We start from the raw sequence: 18,166 nt of genomic DNA, 5'->3' as shown, positions 1-18,166 counted from the left end.
GATCTTTCCGTCATACCGGCCTCCGATCACCTTCGACCGACCGGCGCGCCGAACCGGGCGCCCGAAGGTCCCGAACCCCGCCGGCCCACCCCCCGATCAGGGGCCCGCACTCCCGCCTGAACCCCTGCGTGACGAAAAGCCGGTCAGCGGGACAACTTTCGCGTCGAAACCATCGATGATGACAACCAATTTCGTTTAGACTCGGTCCCGGCACCTACGCCGCGGGTATCCGCAGTCACTCGCGCCCGAGCCGATCGAGGAGAGCGCAATGTCCCTAGATGTCCCCACCGCCTTACTGGAACGCGCCGAACGTGGTGAAGTCACCGATGCCGAGTTCGTCGAATGCGTCCGGAACTCGCTGCCCTATGCCTGGGAAGTGGTCAGCCGGGTCGCCGGTGAACTGAAGTCCGGCAACGCCGAATTCACCGATAACGTGGTACCCCCGCCGGACGAGACCGCGCGCGGACAGCTGCTGCGCGCCATGGCCTCCGACGCCATCCGCGGCGGCCTGGAACGGCATTTCGGTGTGAAACTGGCCTTCCAGAACTGCCATAGGGTGGCCGCCTTCCCGCTCTCCGCGGTCGGTGGCGAAACCTACACCACCTTCATCAGCACCCGGGCCCAACTGCTCAACCAGAGCCCGGAACTGCGTAACTGCTAGAAGCGCAGACGATTTCGGGCCCGGTACGTTGCTTCGCACCGGGCCCGAACCATATCGGTGCGAACTCAGACCAGACTGATGACGGTCAGTTCACCGTCGGCGTACTGGGCGCGCAGCCGCTTCTTGTCGAACTTGCCGACACTGGTCTTGGGCACCTCGGGGATGAAGGCCCAGTGTTCCGGCAGCTGCCATTTCGTGAATTTGTCGGCGAGGAACTCGCGCAGTTCCTCGGGCTCGGGCTCGGCCCCCTCCGCGGCCACGATGGCGACCAGCGGCCGCTCGTCCCACTTCTCGTCGGGGATACCGATCACCGCCGCCTCGGCCACCTCCGGGTGGCCCACGATCGCGTTCTCCAGATCGACCGACGAAATCCATTCACCGCCCGACTTGATCACGTCCTTGGCCCGGTCCACCAGGGTCAGGTAGCCGTCGGGGCCGATCTTGCCGACATCGCCGGTGCGCAGCCAGCCGTTGTCGAACTTGTCCGGATCGACCTCGGCCCCGTCCGGGGAATAGTAGGAGCCGGTGATCCAGGGACCACGCACCTCCACTTCGCCCAGCGACCGACCGTCGTTGGGCACCACGCTGCCGTCGTCGGCAACCAACCTGGCCTGCACACCGGCGGGGAACCGACCCTGGGTGATCCGGTAGGCCCATTCCTCCTCACCGCTGACCCCTGCGGGCGGATGCGCGACACTGCCCAGCGGTGACGTCTCGGTCATCCCCCAGGCGTGCACCACCCGGACGCCGTGCTTTTCCTGGAAGGTGCGCATCATCGCCGGCGGCGCGGCCGAACCGCCCACCACCACCGTCCGCAGATGTGTGATGTCCTGCGGGGACGCCGCGAGGGCGGCCAGCACACCGCCCCAGATGGTCGGCACCGCCGCGGCGAAGGTGGGCTCGACCGCGGCCATCATCTCCAGCAGCGGACCCGGCTGCAGGAAACGGTCCGGCATGATCAGACTCGCGCCCGACATCAGGGCCGCGTACGGCAGGCCCCAGGCATTGGCGTGGAAGAGCGGCACGATGGCGAGCATGGTGTCGGTGGGCAGCATGCCCAGACCGCTCGGCGTACACGCCTGCATGGCGTGCAACCAGTTCGAGCGATGCGAGTAGGCGACACCCTTCGGGTTGCCGGTGGTGCCGGAGGTGTAGCACATGGCGGCGGCGGAACGCTCGTCGAGCACCGGGAAGTCGTAGGTGTCCGGTTGGCCGGCCAGCAGTTCGGCATAGGAGTGCACCTGCACGCCCTCGGGCGCGGTGAGGGTGGTGGCGTCGCCGTTGGCGACGATGACGTGCCGGACGGTCTTCAGGTTCGGCAGGTATTGGGCGAACATCGGCACCAGGCTGCCGTCCACGATCACCACCTGGTCCTCGGCGTGGTTGGCGACGTAGGCCACCTGGTCGGGGAACAGGCGGATGTTCAGCGCGTGCAGCACCGCCCCCATGGCCGGGACCGCGATATAGGCCACCAGATGTTCGTTGTTGTTCCACATGAAGGTGCCCACCCGGTCGCCTTCTCCGATCCCGAGCTCGCGCAGGGCGTTGGCCAGCCGGGCCGATTCCGCGCCGACCTCGCGATAGGTCATGGTGCGCATCCCGTCGCCGGTCCAGGTGGAAACGGTGGAATCGCCGACGAAAGTGGACGCGTAACGCAGCAGCGTCGCCAACGACAGCTGGTCGTCCATCATGGTGCTCAACATCGGAAAACGCCCCTAACTCCTTGGGTGGACAGCCATGACGCGGCTCCGCCGCCAGGAGAACGAAGGCCTCCGGTGCGACATGACCCACGTCACAGACCGAGAGACTACCCAAGAGTAGTTACCCGCGGTGACGTCTACCCGGGAGCGGAACACGGAGACCGGCACGTCGGAACACGGGTACCGATTCGGACGGCCGAGCGGAAATCAAGGAAACCGACCCGCCGGGACGACTCGAGGCGTACGCAGTGCCGGCGACGCCCCCTGCGGGCCGCCGGCACTGCGTTCTACGACATCGAGCACGTAATCGGTGATAACTACTCGCCCCCGGCCGTGCCAAGCCGGAGAAAGAAACGACACACGAATGAGACGCGCACCCAGGGCCGGCGCACTTGTGACATTCGCAAAAAATACCCTTTGAACTGCCCCCATTCACTTTCCCACCGGTTTCGGGCGGGCCGGCGGATTCAAATGCAAATGCACGGGCAGCGGGATCCCCGTCTGATGGGCAGAGCCGAAACCGGCCATCGAACCCTCCGCAGCATCTGGCCGAAAATATGGATTCGCTGTCCGTCGATCCCTTCGGAACGGTTGTTCACCGGTTTACCCTCGGTTCCATGACAAGGCCGTCGATCATCATCATCGGAGCCGGGTTCGGTGGACTCGGCATGGCGCTGGAACTGCTCCGTTCCGGCATCGACGATTTCACCATCATCGAACGCGCCGATGACCTCGGCGGCGTATGGCGGGAGAACACCTACCCCGGAGCCGCCTGCGATGTCCCCTCCCCGCTGTACTCCTGGTCGTTCGAACCGCGCAGCGACTGGCCGCGCCGCTTCTCCGAACAGGCCGATATCCACGAATACATGCGGGGGGTGGTCGCGAAATATGGGGTGCAGCGCCATATCCGCTTCGGCACCGAGGTCACCGACGCCGAATTCGACGAAGCGGCCGGCAGCTGGCAGGTCCGCACCGCCGACGGCGCCACCCTGACCGCCGATGTCCTGATCTCCGCGGTCGGCCAGCTGTCGCGCCCGGCCCTGCCGAACATCCCCGGTATCGAGACCTTCACCGGCGCGGCCTTCCATTCGGCCGAATGGAAGCACGGTATCGACCTGACGGGGAAACGGATCGCCTGTATCGGCACCGGCGCCAGCGCCATCCAGTACATTCCGCGCATCCAACCCGAAGCCGAACACCTGACCCTGTTTCAGCGCTCGGCCGCCTGGGTGCTGCCGAAACCGGACACCGTCTACCGCCCGTTCCACCATGCTCTCTTCAAGTACGTCCCGCCCGTACGCTGGGCCGAACGCTTCGCGGTCTGGCTGTTCTTCGAGGTGATGGCCCTCGCCCTCACCGATCTGCAGTGGATCGCCGAGCCGACGATCGGGGTCGCCGACCGCCACCGCGCCAGGCAGGTCCCCGACCCGGTGCTGCGCGAGAAGCTGACCCCCGACTACAAGGCCGGCTGCAAACGCGCCCTGTTCTCCAACGACTACTTCCCCGCCCTCACTCGACCGAACGTCAGCGTGGAAACCACCGCCATCGAAGCGATCACCCCGACCGGCCTGCGCACCGCCGATGGAGTGGAACACGAAGCCGACGTCATCATCTACGGCACCGGATTCAAGGGCACCGAATTCCTCACCCCCATGAACATCTACGGCCTCGGCGGCCGCAAACTGGCCGACGCCTGGGCCGGCGAGGGCGCCCGCGCCTACCTCGGTATGTCGGTCCCCGAATTCCCCAACCTGTTCCTCATGTACGGCCCGAACACGAACGTCGGCTCCGGCTCCATCGTCTACATGCTGGAATCGCAGGCCCGCTATATCCGCCGGATCGTCGAATACCTCACCGACCGCCCCGGCCGCGGCCTCGCCATCCGCCCCGACACCGAACAGCGCTGGGACGACTGGCTGCAGAAACGTCTGGAGATCACCCCCTGGAACTTCTGCACCAGCTGGTACCGCAACGCCTCCGGCCGCATCACCAACAACTGGCCCGGCGCCACCCTGCTCTACCGCCGGAAGACCCGCCGCTTCGACCCGGCCGAGTACGACGAACGCCAGGCCGCCCGGCTCACCGCCTGAACCGAGCGGTGCCGATGACGAGCCGGAACAGGAACCGGACGCATACGATGCGGCTCCTCGGCCGTCGAGCCGGTAGACTCCCACCATCCGGCCACCGGCCCGGCCCTCGTAGCTCAGGGGATAGAGCACCGCTCTCCTAAAGCGGGTGTCGCAGGTTCGAATCCTGCCGAGGGCACAAACCTGTGACGCGTTTGCGCAATTCAGCGCGATTTTCTGAGCCGTGCGTCGCTTCCGGTTCGTCAATGGGCACGAAATGCGCAGGTCAACCGATTTCCCTTGTGCGAACCCCTAGGAAACACGAAACATGGGCAACCTGACCGACAGTTCGCCGGAATCCAGGACCGGCCGACTCCGGAGCCATCCACCTGCCGTTTCAACAGTATGGCAAGCGCATTCGCCTCCGAGGCGGTGGCCTGCCCGACCCAGGCCATCACCGGCCCGACACTCGGCGATCCCGCAAAATAGCCGCGAGCATGTGGGACACCTCCAAAACCCGGATCACCGGGCCAACCTTCATGAACCGTGGGAGCCGATGCCTGGCAGACCAGGGCCGCGCCGGCATCGAAGGACTCGAGCAGGAATTGGGCGGTCGGCGGGTCTCTCGGCTACGCGCAGCGCTCACTGTCCTGACAATGCATCAGAGCGGCTACCCGGCGTTCATCGACAGTGTCAAGTCGCCTGCCGGCGATTCCGAACCGGTGATCGCTGCAGGCTTCTCGGCTCGCTCGGCGTCGCAGACCCAGGGGAACGCATCCGCAGTAGGGGGAGCACTCGTCACCTTTCGTGCGGGCCAGCGTGCTGGATTACCTGGCGCGAGCGATACCGGAGTCGGCGTACCCGCTGTTGTTGCACGGCCTTTGCGACGACGACTACATCGTGCGCGAGACGGTCCTCGATGTGCTCGACGACCTCGGTTCAACGGAGGTGATACCGCTGATCGAACCGTTGCTGGGAGACTCTCACGAAGATGGCCGGCAGGCAGCTCGAGCTGCCGTCAACACCCTGCGCGAGGGTACAGGCTCGACTGGCCGAGTGACTGTTGAAGCGACCGGAACGACGAGGCGGTCTGGCGCCTCCCCGCCTGCCCGGTCGGGCGCCGTGTCACGTAATGGTCGTATCGCCGACAGTGGCCGGTTCCAGCTCGGATGCCGTGGAGCACATGTGCGCTTGCAGATCTCGCCGGCACCACGATCAACACGGTGCGGCACTACCATCGGCTCGGCGTTCCCGACGAACCCCGAGAGAGCACCAAACCTCTACCGAGCAGTACCGCCGACACCACCTTGTGCCGGCGCTGTATATCCTTCGGCTGCGTGATCGCGGAGTCCTTGTGGCACAGACCGGTGCATACGAGTATGACGTGCTGCAGATGATAGACGCGGAAGTTCACCTTCGAGTCACAGTCGCGAGGCAGCTTCGTCGTCCAGAAAGGCGGGGGCTCGCGCCGGCCGGCCACGCCGAGACCGCCCGCTCGACCTGAGGAAAATTCGCGACGGCGTCTACCTGAACTCCTGGACCGAGGCCGGCGGCGCCACCGTGACCCACGTGGAGGACTTCGCCGACGCGACGCCGTACTCCAACGTCACCGTCGACGGCACCCTGTACAACCTCGTCGGAACCATCACGGAGGCATGACCGGCCAGCAAGCTATGTTCGATGACTCCATGACCAGATGGCCGTGGCTCGGTCGCGTCGGCGCGCCCGTCGAACCACATGAACGCACTGGACCAAACCGCCGATGAGATCCTCGAAGCCCCCGCCGCATACTGCCAACGGATTGCCGACTCAGGACACTGGTTGGGAAGGCGAGCCGCAGTAACTCAGGACAGCCGTTCCCAGCTGGCCTCTTTCACCACATAATGCCGACCGATACCGTGCCCGACCGCGCCGTCGACGGTATAGAGCTCGTCGTCATCACCCTCCACGACCAAGGTGCCGGACAGCTCGAGCACCTTCGACACGTCGGCGGCGTCCCATTCCCGCAGTCCGTCGATATAGACGACCGAGCGCGCGCCGCACATGAGAATCGCGCCGGTCATCGAATTCTGGGCAACGCCGAACAGCGTCACCGGGCCGTCCAGATATTCTTCGAAATTCATTTCTACCTCACCGCGCGTCGCAGGGCATTCATTATCACGGTACAATACGCCGGAAGGCGAGGCCTATCACTGCGCTATCATAATAGCCTCCGTAGCTATGAAAGTCCATACTACTCTTCACGAAGGCCCTCATCGGATCCTTTTTCCGCCGCACCGGGTTCGGGTACTCCATATGATTCGCATTCACCCAGGCATCGATGTCTTCGAGATACAGACCGAAATCGAAGTTTCCCATCCCGGGCCCCTTCGGGCAGCACAGATCGCCCGACATATCGACCTGACCGGTTTCCGGATCGGGTTTGAACAAGTCGGGATTCGGGTCGGTGGACCGAGAAACCGGCCAGCCGTTGTTGTGATAGAGTGGATTCCCGGCGGCATCCCGGACGTGTTCCTGCCCGGAATAGAAGTGCTTCGCGTACATGACCACATCCCACTCGGAAGGTTGACCGCTCGGCAAGTACTGCTCCACGTTTCGCAGCTTGGATAGCTGCGAATCCTCCGCCACCATCTGCATAAATTCTTCTCGCGTCGCGGGCTGGCGCCGCAGGATATCCTCGAAGCGCTGCTTGTAATGCTGGACCAATTCTTGGGTGTTGAAGCCGTGTTCCCGCATTGCCATTTCGCGCTCATAGTCTAGCATACTGATATCGTCCGACAGCTTCGCTGCCGCTTTCCGCCCCGCCTCCCGGATCTGATTTATATATTCCTCCCAGGCTTTCACCGACTTTCTCAGCTCGTGTACCTCCGTGGACCCCGGGTTGAGACGGTGTTCCTTTTCCGCTCGCCGCAGAGCCGCCTGCACTTCACGTAGTGAATTCCGCGCATTGTCCATATCACTGTTCAAACGGTCCAGCGGCGCGAGTATTTTCTCGTATTCGAACTGGCGGGGGTAGGAGTCGGGATCGCTGAACATCAGGTTGTTCGGTGGATGCAGTGGGTGGCCGGCAAACATACTCGAAATACCGACGCACCCCAGCTCGAGTGTCCTGATCTCATTCAGAGTCATCTTCCGGCCAATCTTGTTCTCCCACATCTCCACAATTTGATCTTTCGTGTACGTGCGACGGCTGACGCCGTCCAGCGGTGGGATGAATTCGCGCTGCGTCCAATCACCTTCGACCCGAAGTGCCCCGGGCTCCTCGCCCGCCGCTATCCGGGCCGCCTCCTCGTCGCTCAATCCGGTTCGCCGGAGGGGCACGGTGGGCGGATCCTCTTCCTCCTCGCGCCGTGCGGCCTCTTCTTCCTCCGCAGCACGACGAGCCGTTTCTTCTTCATCCGCATGCCGACGTGCCGACGCCTCGTCCGCCTCACGGGGGGTCGTCTCGTCCGCCTCGTTGCGTGTGGTCGTCTCATCCAGACCACGATGCGCCGCCGCGGCTTCCGCTTCACGACCACGAGGTGCCGTGATCTCACCCCCACGACCACGCGGCGGGGCCGTTCCGCTGTCACGGCCGCGCGGCGGAGTCCGCTCGCCCTCACGAACGCTCGGCGGAGTGGCCTCACGATCGCGACCGCGCGGCGAGACTACCTCGTCCCCGCGTGCAGGAACGGGTGTAGCCGTGTCGTTTTCGCCGCGCGTGGTGTGGGTCTCCTCGTCGGTTCGGTGGCTCCCTGTCCCTTCGGTCTCTTCGTGCGGACGCGGCCGAACCCCGTCCTCCGATCGCACCTCGGTGTCCGGCCGCGGCTCGCCCTCGGGACGCACCACGCTCTCCGGACGCACCTCACTTCCCGGACCCCCTTCATGCTCGGGCTGCGCCACGCTCTCAGAACGCGACGCACCCCCCTCATGCTCGGGCTGCGCCACGGTCTCGGGTTGCGTCTCGTCCTCGGATCTCACCGGCACCGTTTCGTCCCGGTGTGCGGGAGCCGGTGTGTCAGTGCCGGGTTCACCGCGTGAGGCCGGCCTCTCCTCGGTTCGAGGGCCCCCTGTCTCCTCGGTCTCCTCAGGCGGCTGCGGCCGAGCCCCGTCGTCGTGTCGCACCTCGGTATCCGGCCGCGGCTGCCCTTCGGGACGAGCCGCGGTCTCCGGACGCGCCTCGCCTTCGGTCCGCCCATCCGCCTCGGTCCGCACCGCGCCGGGCGAGTCTCCTTCGTCCCCGGGCTGCGCCGAGGTGTCGGAGGAATCGTCGTCACGCCCGCCGGACGCACCGTCGTCCCGGTCCGCGCCCGGCCTGTCGGCGGCACCGCCCTCGTCTCTGGGAGGCGAAGAAGGCGGCGGCCCGTCATCACCGGGCGACGCGGATGTCCTGTCTCCCGCACCCGGTCCGTCACCGACGGGCCTTCCGACGTCACCGACCGGCGCCCCGATCTCGGGTCCGGCCGGACCGCGCAGCGCGTGTGGCATCGAACCCAGCACACCACCGACCATGCCGGGCAACAAGTGGTCCCACCCCAGGTCCAGCCGGCCGGTGAACGGCACCACCGACACCACTCCGGCCACAGCACCCGCAGCACCGCCGACTCCGGCGCCAACGAACCGAATTCCGACCTGGTGGAGCCTGCTCCGCGCCGCGGAAGTGGTGTTGTTCGCGAAGCGGCGCTCCAGTCCCATCATCGTCCGCACACCGAAGAACTCACCCGCAGCACCGGCGGCGGCGCCGGAGACGACCCCCAAGCCGATGTCATTCCAGTCGAACTCCGTCCGGTAATGTTCCGGACCCGTCATCTGCACCGCCTGTGCGACAAGGGGAATAGCACCACCCTGGACCGCACCCAACGTCACGCCCTTGAACGCGATCGCTCGCACCAACCGTGCCGCAGCCGCCCGCGCCCCCTCTGTCCCCAGGCGGGTGATCAGTTCACGGAACGCGGCCCGCACTGTCAACCGGGTCGCCGCCGTCGCCAACACGCCGTGCACCTGCCCCACACCCGGGACGAACGCATCCACGCCCAACTGGATGACCAGCGCCACCAGGGACCCGATGATCACATACTTGCTGTACTCGGTGGACAGCGCATTGTGCATACACTGTTCCGACAGCCCGTAGCAGGCGTCCGCCGCGTGTTTCAGGTCGCCGTCGAGGTCGATGCCGTATTTCTCGAGCGCCTCCCCGACCTGCCCTTCGATCGCCGACAGGACCTTTTTCCGGGCCTCGCCCGTCAGCTGCGACACCGCGGTGATCGCATCGCCGATTTCCTTCCACGCCGCGCCCAGCCGACGCAACGCATCCTCGTCCCCCTCCGGCCACGGACCGGCCACCGCGGCGATCACCCAGGAGGGAATCTCCTTGGGAATTTCGAGCGTCATCGCTTACCAGGGCGGTGCTCGGCGACGACCATTCATCCTCCGGACCTGTACTCGCGGTCAGCGCGCGCCGGTTCGGCGTTTCCGGGCTCGGCCGACTCGGTGATGTCGCGGATTCCCCGCAGACTCGGCGCATCCGGAAACAAGTCGGGCAGGTCCGGCAGATCACCGGCGGTACCGGTGATCGGCGCAACGATCTCGGCCCGTCGCCGCTGCGCCGCCAGAGCAGCGGACCGGGCCGCCTCGGTGACGGATCGGGCCAGCCGTTCGGGCGAATTCGCCTGGAACGCCTGGGGCGACAGCTGCACGTCCATCACGATTCCGTATGCGTCGACCGTCACTTCCACCAGATGATCGGAAGACGAAGCCGACGAGCGCGCAGCCGTGAGCTGCGCGGCGATGTCGGGGAGATCCGCCGACTGTTCACCGAATCCGCCCAGCAGTGTATCTACGAGCCGTGTCAATCCGGAGTGGGCCGAACGCGGATCCTCGGAACTCGGTCGATTCATGTGGACTCGTCCTTTCGTCAGTGACCGATTTTCGACCCATCGGCCCGCGTAGTCTCCGCGGGCTCCACGGGTTCCGGTTTCGACCAGGGCGTCGAGTACCTCCGCGACCCGCCCGACGGCCGCGTTCGGTCGGTGGGCCGGGTGGGCACGGCGGGTGGCCGGTCCGCATTCTCGGAGGCGGCAACTTCGGGTGGGCGCTTCTGCTGCTTGTTGTCCTTCTTCCGTTCACGGCGTTGCTGTTTCGCTCGGGAGCCCTGGGGCTGCGCCGACGAGCGGGTGCCAGGTGGGTTTCCCGACGGCTGACCGGACTGCGAGCCGGGTGATTGCCCGCCGGGACCAGGGCGCTCGCTGGGTCGAGACCACGGACTGCTCGGCGCCGGACCAGCCGTTTCCGCACCCGAGGACGCATTGTCGAGCGAGGCAGGCGGCATCGTCTGTGCCGCCTGCGCGATGGTGGCTCCGGACGGCGGATCCCCGGTGACGAGACCGGCTCCGTCCTCGACGGCTCCGTCCTCGACGGCTCCGGCCGCCGAGGCCGCGTCGCGGACCGAGGGCGATTGCGGCGGTTCCCCGGACGGCCCGGAAGGCGCAACGGCTCCGGAGCCCGGCATGTTCCCGGTGGTGTCATCGGCAGCCGGTGGTCGCGAGCCGCGCTGCCCCTGCTCACTGCCGACCGGCGATTCCGAGTGCGGCCGCTGCCCATTCGGCGACTTCGAATCGATACCGGACAGCGGTGACACGGTGTTCGGTCGCGACGCGGGGTAATTGCTCCCCGGCGAACCTGCCGGGCTGAATGCGGTTGTTTCGGACGGCGATTCGTGACCTCGGACCCGGCGACCGGCATCGGTATCCATATTGTTGAATACGTTGCCGATATCTTTGAAGGATTGCCCGCTCGATCGCAATGTCCCGACCAGGTTCCGCAGATTCACCACGGTCTGCTTCGCGTCGGAATCGTACGTCTGCTCGAAGACCTTTCCGGGCTCGTCGTTACCCCAGCACCGCCCCTCGGTACCGAGCACGGTTTCGAGATTGTGGAGCGCCGCAGCCAACTCCTCCGCGGCCCCTGCAATCGTGGGGCTCTGACCAGCTAGTTCGTCGGAGTCAAGGAAGAATACGCGGCTCATGAACGGCACCGGTGGGTACGGTCATGCCGCGACAATTGTCACGCCAACGACGGCCGATCGACCTCATAAGTCCCTATTTTCGATTCCGGACGTCAGGCACGCCCAGTGTCACGCATTCCCACCAGTGGAGACCGGGAACCTGGTGCATGCGCCTGCCGCTCGAACGAGAGGCGTATGCATATTGGACGTCGTATAGTCGATGCAGCGCACACCGACAACCATGTGACGAGCACTCGGGGAAGCCACGGATGGACGATCGAAGTCTGGATGAATTGACCGAGGCGACCGCCAGGATGAAGCGGCTCATCGGTGCGTTGCTGGATGGCCTGGATCAACAACGCGAGGACATTCCGGGCGTTCACGAACGGTTGTCGCGATGCCGATCGTCGGCATGGTCGTCGGATCGGCTGGCCGAGGTCACCGTCGACGCGTACGGGCTCGTCGTCGATGTCCGGTTGGTGGCCGGGGCTTTCCGAGGCGGTCCGCCGGCACACCTCGCCCGATCCATCACCGAGGCGGCCCGCGCCGCGGCCGATGCGGCACGGCAGCAGCTGGCGGAAATCATCTCGCCGATCACCGGGATCGCCGAGGAGCTGCCGGACCTTCCCGATCTGCTGCCGGGCGCGCCGAGTCTGCGCGGCATCCGGGAAGTCGTCGAGGCAGCCACCCGCACGGCGCCCGACACCGACCAGACCGCGGAGCGCGATCCCGGCAAGGAGTGAGCGCGCGGCGGGCAGCAGGCCGACGACTTCCTCGAGATCGCCCGGACCACCGTCTCCACCTGGACGTTCCGCACCTTCCCCGGGCAGGCCATACCTGCGCCGTGCGACAACTCCCGCAACAGGAATCGCACCGAAGTCATCGCCCCTGACCTCTCCCGAGCAACCGCGACCGGCGCCGGCCGGTCCGGAAGCGCTACCGCTCGGTGTCCTACCGGCGGTTCGTACCGGGCCAGGACCACATTCGCCGTTACGCTCAGGCAACCGTGCGGTAAACCGCGCCTGGTCCGCCATTACCGGCTGCCTCTGCGGAGCATCCCCAGGACCCCCGCAAGCCCGCGCCGGATACGGGCCGAGGCGGCCGAGGAGGCCCGTGTAACAATGCGTCGTCATGGCCATCAAGCTCGACCTATTGGATTCCGCGTTACTCCGTGAACTGGCGTCCGACCCGCGGGCACCGATCCTGGACCTGGCAGCACGTTTGAAAGTCGCCCGCAATACCGTGCAGGCACGGATGAAGCGCCTGGAAACGTCGGGGGCGGTGCGGGGATATCCGCCCCACGTGAATCTGCAGGCGTTGGGCTTCGCTGTACACGCGTTCGTCGGTATCGAGACCGACCAGAACAGGATGGACGACATCATCGAGGCGCTGCGCGCCTTCCCCCACGTGCTCGAGGTCCATGCGACTACCGGACACGCGGATCTACTCGTGAGGGTGGCGGCCCAAACGCAGCAGGAGCTGCTCGACATCATCAAGCGCATGCATGCCATCGGCGGCGTGCGGCAGACCGAGACGATGCTCGCCTTGGCCACACCGATCGAGTACAGGGCACTGCCCCTGGTCGATCACCTCACCAGAAGCCGCGAACGGTCTTGACGAGCCACGTTCGGCCCGACTCGAGCAGAATGCTGCGGTCGACACAGTGCTCCAGATCACTATTGATCAGATTGATCATCATTTTCCGTAACAGTTGATGGATTCTCCACTACACGGCAAATTTTGCTGAGCTGATTGCTAGTTCGATCCTTGTGCAGCTCACGATCTGGGTTGTGGAAAGTGTGGTGACTGTTCATGACCAGCGTTGCCCGCCCGTTCGATCTCCGAGCGTCGACACCGGTCCCCTCCTACGACCTCGCAGACCGCTACCGCCCCGGCGTCGGTCCGGTCCTGTTGACGGGCGTGCAGGCCATTGCCCGACTGATGGTCGAACAACACGCGCGAGACGCCCGAGCAGGCAGACGAGTCGCAACGTTCGTCTCCGGCTACCAAGGCAGTCCACTGGCCGGCGTCGACAGGTTGTTGGGCGGTATGCCCGGCGTGCTCGCCGCACACGACATCGTCTTCGTACCGGGGCTCAACGAGGAACTGGCGGCCACCTCGGTCTGGGGCAGTCAGACAGAGCTGCACACCGGCACACCGACCCACGACGGCGTCATCGGTATCTGGTACGGAAAAGGCCCTGGCCTCGACCGCGCGACCGACGCGCTGCGACATGCCAATATGTACGGGGTCAACCCCCGCGGCGGCGTACTGCTATTGGTCGGCGACGACCCGGCATCCAAGTCGTCGACGGTGCCTGCCGCCAGTGAACGGTCCCTGGCCGCCATGGGAATTCCGGTGCTCTTTCCACGCAATGCCGAGGAAATCATCACCATGGGCATGCGGGGCATCGCGCTGTCTCGGGCATCGGGTTGCGCTGTCGCGATGAAGATCGTCGCCGATGTCGCCGACGGGGCGTGGACCGTCGACACATCGGTAGCAGACCTCACCATTTCCACCCCCGAGATCCACTGGGAGGGAAAGCCTTACGCTTACCGGCAGCGTCCGATGGCCGCGCCGACCCACAGCCTGCTCGCCGAGGCCGATCTGTACGGGCCGCGGTGGGCCACAGTGCACGCCTTCGGAGAGGCAAACGCCCTCGACGAGATCGAGGTCGATCCCGACGGCGCGCGGATCGGAATCGCCGCCACCGGACCCACTTTCGACGCCGTGAAGCAGGCCTTGCTGGATCTGGGAGTGGATGAGGCCACCATGCGGCACTATGGCATCAGGCTATTGCGCATCGGCATGCCGTACCCGGTCGGTCAGCAGGTCGTGACCGAGTTCGCGCACGGGCTGGTGCAGCTCATCGTCGTGGAAGACAAAACCGCCTTCATCGAGACCCAGATTCGTGAGATCCTCTACGGCACCCCCGACGCGCCACAGATCATCGGTAAGAAAGACAACCAAGGCAGACCGCTGTTCCCGGTCGGCGGCGAACTCACGCCGGGTCGCCTGCTCGGGCCGCTACGCCGAGTACTGCGAGACCGAGTCGAACTGAAAAAGGCTCCCCCGCCCCCGCTCACGCTCGAGGTCCTTCCGGCAAAGCGAACCGCCTACTTCTGCAGCGGCTGCCCGCACAACCGTTCCACCGCGTTGCCGGAGGGCTCCATCGGTGCCGGCGGCATCGGCTGCCACACCCTGGTCACCATGTCCGGCCGCAGCGATTCCGAGGTAACCGGCCTGACCCAGATGGGTGGCGAAGGCAGCCAATGGATCGGGCAGGCGCCGTTCACCGACGTACCGCACATATTCCAGAACATCGGCGACGGCACCTTTTTCCACTCGGGTCAACTGGCCGTGCAGGCCTGCGTCGCGGCCGGAGTGAACATCACATACAAGCTGCTCTACAACGAGGTCGTGGCCATGACCGGCGCGCAGGATGTCGAAGGCGGACTGAGCGTCGCACAGCTGACCCACAAACTCACCACCGAGGGAGTCGAGCAGATCATCATCTGCGCCGACGAGCCCAAGCGGCATAACCGAAAAGCGCTCGCCAAAGGCACGCTGCTGTGGCATCGCGACCGCCTCGACGAGGCGCAGCGATTGCTGCGCGAGATCCCCGGTGTCACCGTTCTCATCTACGACCAGCACTGCGCCGCCGATGCCCGCCGCCAACGCAAGCGCGGCACTCTCCCGACACGCAATACCCGCGTGCTGATCAACGAAGCGGTTTGCGAGGGCTGCGGCGACTGCGGTGTCAAATCCAACTGCCTGTCCGTACAGCCGGTGGAAACCGAATTCGGGCGCAAGACTCGCATCGACCAGACCTCCTGCAACACCGACTACAGCTGTCTCGACGGTGACTGCCCGTCGTTCGTCACAGTCGAGCTACCGGATGCCGAACATGCGAAAAGCTCCCGCAGTGCAGGCAAACACGCCGGCGACACCATCGAGCCGCCCGAGGTGGTCGATCCGGGATTCGAACCGCCGCGCCACACCCAAAACGTCCTACTCGCCGGAATTGGCGGCACAGGCATCGTCACTGTCAACCAAGTGCTGGCCACCGCTGCCTTGCGCGCAGGATATGCCGTCGAAAGCCTCGACCGGACCGGACTGGGCCAGAAAGCCGGGCCCGTTGTCTCGTACTTGCGATTCTCGACCACCGAACTGGAGCCATCCAACCGCCTCACCCCCGGCAGCGCCGACTGCATCCTCGCAATCGACCTGCTCACCGCCACCGACACCGCAAACCTGCCCTATTGTGCCCCCGCACGCACCGTAGCGGTCGCCTCCACCGGCCGGACACCTACGGGCGACATGGTCTACGACAAAACCGTCGACTACCCGGACACCCGGTCGCTCCTGAACCGTTTGGAGGCAGTCACGCATTCGCTGATTCACCTCGATGCACTGACCTCTGCTCAGGCGCTGTTCGGCAACACCACCGCCGCCAACTTCCTTATCGTCGGCGCCGCAGTCCAGTCCGGCGGTCTCCGCCTGCCCGCCACCACGGTCGAGGAAGCCATCGCAATCAACGGTGTTGCCGTCGCCGCAAACATCTCGGCCTTCCGCTGGGGCCGAGTCGCGGTGGCCGATCCGGCGGCGTTCACCGGCGCCGTAGGCGAGCCCGCGCCGAAACGTACTTCGGCGCCCGTACCCGCCGATCTGATGACCGGCACCACACTCGATGGCGAGGTGCGACGGATAGTCGAACTCCGCGCCGGTGAACTGATCGCGTACCAGAACACGAAAGCCGCGCGGCGCTACATCGATTCGGTCCAGGCCGTGTGGAGCGCCGAGCGCAAGGTCACCGAACGGACCGAGTTCAGCGAGGCGGTCGCCCACGGTCTGTACAAGTTGACCGCGTACAAGGATGAGTACGAGGTGGCTCGTCTACTGGTCGATCCCGCCTTCCTCGCCGATATCCGTGCTCAGGTCCCCGGCGGCGAGAAGCTCACCTACAAGCTGCATCCGCCGATGCTGCGGGTGCTGGGCCGCAAGAAGAAGATCGGTCTGGGCCCGCGAAGCCATGTGGCGCTGAAAGTCCTGGCCAAGGGCAAGTTTCTGCGTGGCACCCGGTTGGACCCTTTCGGTTACGCCCATGTGCGGAAGGTAGAACGCGAGCTGCTGTCCCACTACACCACGATGATCGAGCGACTCACCGACGAGCTCCGCCCGGAGACCTACGCCACCGCCACCGAAGCCGCCGGCCTGCCCGATCTGGTCCGCGGTTACGAGGACATCAAGCTCGGCAATGTCGAGTTGTACCGGTCGCGTCTGCGCGAACTCGGCATCGAGTGCTGATTTCCCAGCTGTACCCCGTCCATCCCGAGACGTTTCGCACACCGGCGAGCTCTCGCGATTCCGCTCGCGGCCTTGCCGCCGCGGCCCGCGTTCCCCCACCGAACCAGCCGGAAAGGCCCCTCCCTTGACCACAGCACATACAGACGCCGACGCCCTGGTCTTCGGCCGCTCCCACATGCTGAGCACCCGACCTCATGAGCAGGTCGTGTTCTGTGAGGACGACGCATCCGGGCTCAAGGCGATCATCGCAATCCACTCCACTGCACTGGGCCCCGCACTGGGCGGCACCCGCATGTACCCTTACGCCGGTGAGGCCCGCGCGCTCGATGACGTGCTACGCCTGTCGTGGGGAATGACCTACAAGTCCGCCGCCGCGGGCGTCGACCTCGGTGGCGGTAAGGCCGTGATCATCGGCGACCCGGCCGTCGACAAGAGCGACGCGCTGTGGGCAGCCTACGCGCGATTCGTCGAAACCCTCGGCGGGCGATACATCACCGCGGGTGACGTCGGCACCGATACCGACGACCTGGACACCATCGGCCGCTATACCTCCTACGTGACAGGCCGCAGTACGACCGCGGGCGGCTCCGGCGACAGCGCCCGGCTGACCGCGCTCGGCGTTTTCCATGCCATGCGCGCAGGCGCCGAATCCGTTTGGGGCGCGCCTACTCTCGCGGGCCGCACGGTGGGCGTAGAGGGAGTCGGCAAGGTCGGCCGCGAACTGATCGCATTGCTGCTCGCCGACGGTGCCGACGTCTGCGCCACGGACGTGAACGACGCGGCACTGCAACGCCTGTCGAAGGAGAACCCCGACGTTCGGATAGTGGACACGGTTGCCGACGCCCGGGTAGATGTGTACGCGCCATGCGCGCTCGGCGGCACCCTCACCGCAGCCGGCGTCGAGACCATCGAAGCCAGGCTGGTATGCGGCGCAGCCAACAACCAACTCGCGAGCCCCGCTGTAGAGCACACCCTGAACGAACGCCGGATTACGTGGGTACCGGACTTCGTCGCCAACGCCGGCGGCATCATCCAAGTCGCCGGGGAACTGAACGGCACAGACAGCACCACTGTCGAAACCGACGTCGCGCGCATCTTCGACCGGTGCCGCGACATCATCACAACAGCCAAGGCCGAAGGAATCGGCACCGGCACGGCAGCAATTCGGTTCGCAGAGCGACGGCTCGACTCCTTTTCCCGATCACCCGACCACGCCGCCGCCGAATCGTAAGAGACAAGAGTCGGGTACGAGCAAGCCGGCAGGTCCAACGCCGACTCGCGAGTGCGGAGCGCTGCAACGCGCACCTGCTACAAAACTCCCCACGTGAGACACCCGCTGAGATTCGACGGGCACGGTACGGGCACATAGCAGGCGATCCGGTCGTATGCTTCACGCAGGCAACTCGGGCCGATGAACGGGATGGCAGGGTAACGGTGGTCGCGATTCGCA

General features: G+C 65.6%; 10 protein-coding genes, 1 tRNA gene and 3 pseudogenes. 9 read left to right on the top strand and 5 right to left on the bottom strand.

What is annotated here, in order from left to right; all coding sequences use genetic code 11:
* Positions 1-268: 268 nt before the first annotated feature.
* Complete coding sequence (locus tag ON20_RS03800; RefSeq protein WP_040833521.1) at positions 269-661, top strand: SCO5389 family protein; 393 nt, start codon at positions 269-271, stop codon at positions 659-661.
* A gap of 65 nt (positions 662-726) precedes the next feature.
* Here the strand turns inward: ON20_RS03800 and ON20_RS03795 are convergent, their stop codons facing one another.
* Positions 727-2,364, bottom strand: coding sequence for a long-chain fatty acid--CoA ligase (locus tag ON20_RS03795; RefSeq protein WP_040833519.1), 1,638 nt, complete (start codon positions 2,362-2,364; stop codon positions 727-729).
* 614 nt (positions 2,365-2,978) lie between these two features.
* Between ON20_RS03795 and ON20_RS03790 the strand changes: the two genes are divergently transcribed.
* From ON20_RS03790 to ON20_RS40915, 4 genes and pseudogenes are all read left to right on the top strand, one after another.
* Positions 2,979-4,451, top strand: coding sequence for a flavin-containing monooxygenase (locus ON20_RS03790; RefSeq protein ID WP_040833576.1), 1,473 nt, complete (start codon positions 2,979-2,981; stop codon positions 4,449-4,451).
* 102 nt (positions 4,452-4,553) lie between these two features.
* A tRNA-Arg gene (locus tag ON20_RS03785) sits at positions 4,554-4,626 on the top strand.
* Positions 4,627-5,231: 605 nt separating this feature from the next.
* A pseudogene (locus ON20_RS40420) lies at positions 5,232-5,768 on the top strand (HEAT repeat domain-containing protein); the annotation flags it as partial.
* 153 nt (positions 5,769-5,921) lie between these two features.
* Positions 5,922-6,086, top strand: a pseudogene (locus tag ON20_RS40915) (MoaF-related domain-containing protein); the annotation flags it as partial.
* Between the two features lie 185 nt (positions 6,087-6,271).
* Here ON20_RS40915 and ON20_RS03775 read toward each other — a convergent pair.
* From ON20_RS03775 to ON20_RS03765, 4 genes and pseudogenes are all read right to left on the bottom strand, one after another.
* A complete protein-coding gene (locus ON20_RS03775; RefSeq protein WP_040833516.1) occupies positions 6,272-6,550 on the bottom strand; it encodes a hypothetical protein in 279 nt (92 codons plus the stop codon).
* 34 nt (positions 6,551-6,584) lie between these two features.
* Positions 6,585-9,296 (bottom strand): hypothetical protein, encoded by a 2,712-nt coding sequence (locus ON20_RS03770; RefSeq protein ID WP_218002427.1) that lies wholly within the window; start codon positions 9,294-9,296, stop codon positions 6,585-6,587.
* A 99-nt stretch (positions 9,297-9,395) separates the two neighbouring features.
* Positions 9,396-9,797: pseudogene (locus ON20_RS41225) on the bottom strand (WXG100-like domain-containing protein); the annotation flags it as partial.
* 32 nt (positions 9,798-9,829) lie between these two features.
* A complete protein-coding gene (locus tag ON20_RS03765; RefSeq protein WP_051161568.1) occupies positions 9,830-10,303 on the bottom strand; it encodes a YbaB/EbfC family nucleoid-associated protein in 474 nt (157 codons plus the stop codon).
* Positions 10,304-11,678: 1,375 nt separating this feature from the next.
* Between ON20_RS03765 and ON20_RS03755 the strand changes: the two genes are divergently transcribed.
* From ON20_RS03755 to ON20_RS03740, 4 genes are all read left to right on the top strand, one after another.
* Positions 11,679-12,152: a YbaB/EbfC family nucleoid-associated protein gene (locus ON20_RS03755; protein ID WP_051161566.1), complete on the top strand. Its 474-nt coding sequence runs from the start codon at positions 11,679-11,681 to the stop codon at positions 12,150-12,152.
* A gap of 388 nt (positions 12,153-12,540) precedes the next feature.
* Complete coding sequence (locus tag ON20_RS03750; protein WP_040833510.1) at positions 12,541-13,026, top strand: Lrp/AsnC family transcriptional regulator; 486 nt, start codon at positions 12,541-12,543, stop codon at positions 13,024-13,026.
* A 195-nt stretch (positions 13,027-13,221) separates the two neighbouring features.
* The gene (locus tag ON20_RS03745; protein WP_040833508.1) at positions 13,222-16,716 is read left to right on the top strand and encodes an indolepyruvate ferredoxin oxidoreductase family protein; all 3,495 of its coding nucleotides are present in this window, start codon (positions 13,222-13,224) and stop codon (positions 16,714-16,716) included.
* A 175-nt stretch (positions 16,717-16,891) separates the two neighbouring features.
* Entirely contained in the window at positions 16,892-17,947 is a 1,056-nt protein-coding gene (locus ON20_RS03740; protein WP_051161591.1) for a Glu/Leu/Phe/Val dehydrogenase dimerization domain-containing protein, read from the top strand.
* The last annotated feature ends 219 nt before the right edge of the window (positions 17,948-18,166 follow it).

The sequence above is a fragment of the Nocardia brevicatena NBRC 12119 genome (genome assembly GCF_000308495.1).
In the GTDB taxonomy this organism is placed as follows: domain Bacteria; phylum Actinomycetota; class Actinomycetes; order Mycobacteriales; family Mycobacteriaceae; genus Nocardia; species Nocardia brevicatena.
Note: the sequence above shows the minus strand (reverse complement) of the source record. Positions and strands in the feature narration are given on the sequence as shown.

Bases quoted from the DNA above. Each gene is read 5' to 3' on its own strand.
- ON20_RS03800 (WP_040833521.1), top strand. From the start codon at position 269: ATGTCCCTAGATGTCCCCACCGCCTTACTGGAACGCGCCGAACGTGGT.
- ON20_RS03795 (WP_040833519.1), bottom strand. From the start codon at position 2,364: ATGTTGAGCACCATGATGGACGACCAGCTGTCGTTGGCGACGCTGCTG.
- ON20_RS03790 (WP_040833576.1), top strand. From the start codon at position 2,979: ATGACAAGGCCGTCGATCATCATCATCGGAGCCGGGTTCGGTGGACTC.
- ON20_RS03775 (WP_040833516.1), bottom strand. From the start codon at position 6,550: ATGAATTTCGAAGAATATCTGGACGGCCCGGTGACGCTGTTCGGCGTT.
- ON20_RS03765 (WP_051161568.1), bottom strand. From the start codon at position 10,303: ATGAATCGACCGAGTTCCGAGGATCCGCGTTCGGCCCACTCCGGATTG.
- ON20_RS03755 (WP_051161566.1), top strand. From the start codon at position 11,679: ATGGACGATCGAAGTCTGGATGAATTGACCGAGGCGACCGCCAGGATG.
- ON20_RS03750 (WP_040833510.1), top strand. From the start codon at position 12,541: ATGGCCATCAAGCTCGACCTATTGGATTCCGCGTTACTCCGTGAACTG.
- ON20_RS03745 (WP_040833508.1), top strand. From the start codon at position 13,222: ATGACCAGCGTTGCCCGCCCGTTCGATCTCCGAGCGTCGACACCGGTC.
- ON20_RS03740 (WP_051161591.1), top strand. From the start codon at position 16,892: ATGCTGAGCACCCGACCTCATGAGCAGGTCGTGTTCTGTGAGGACGAC.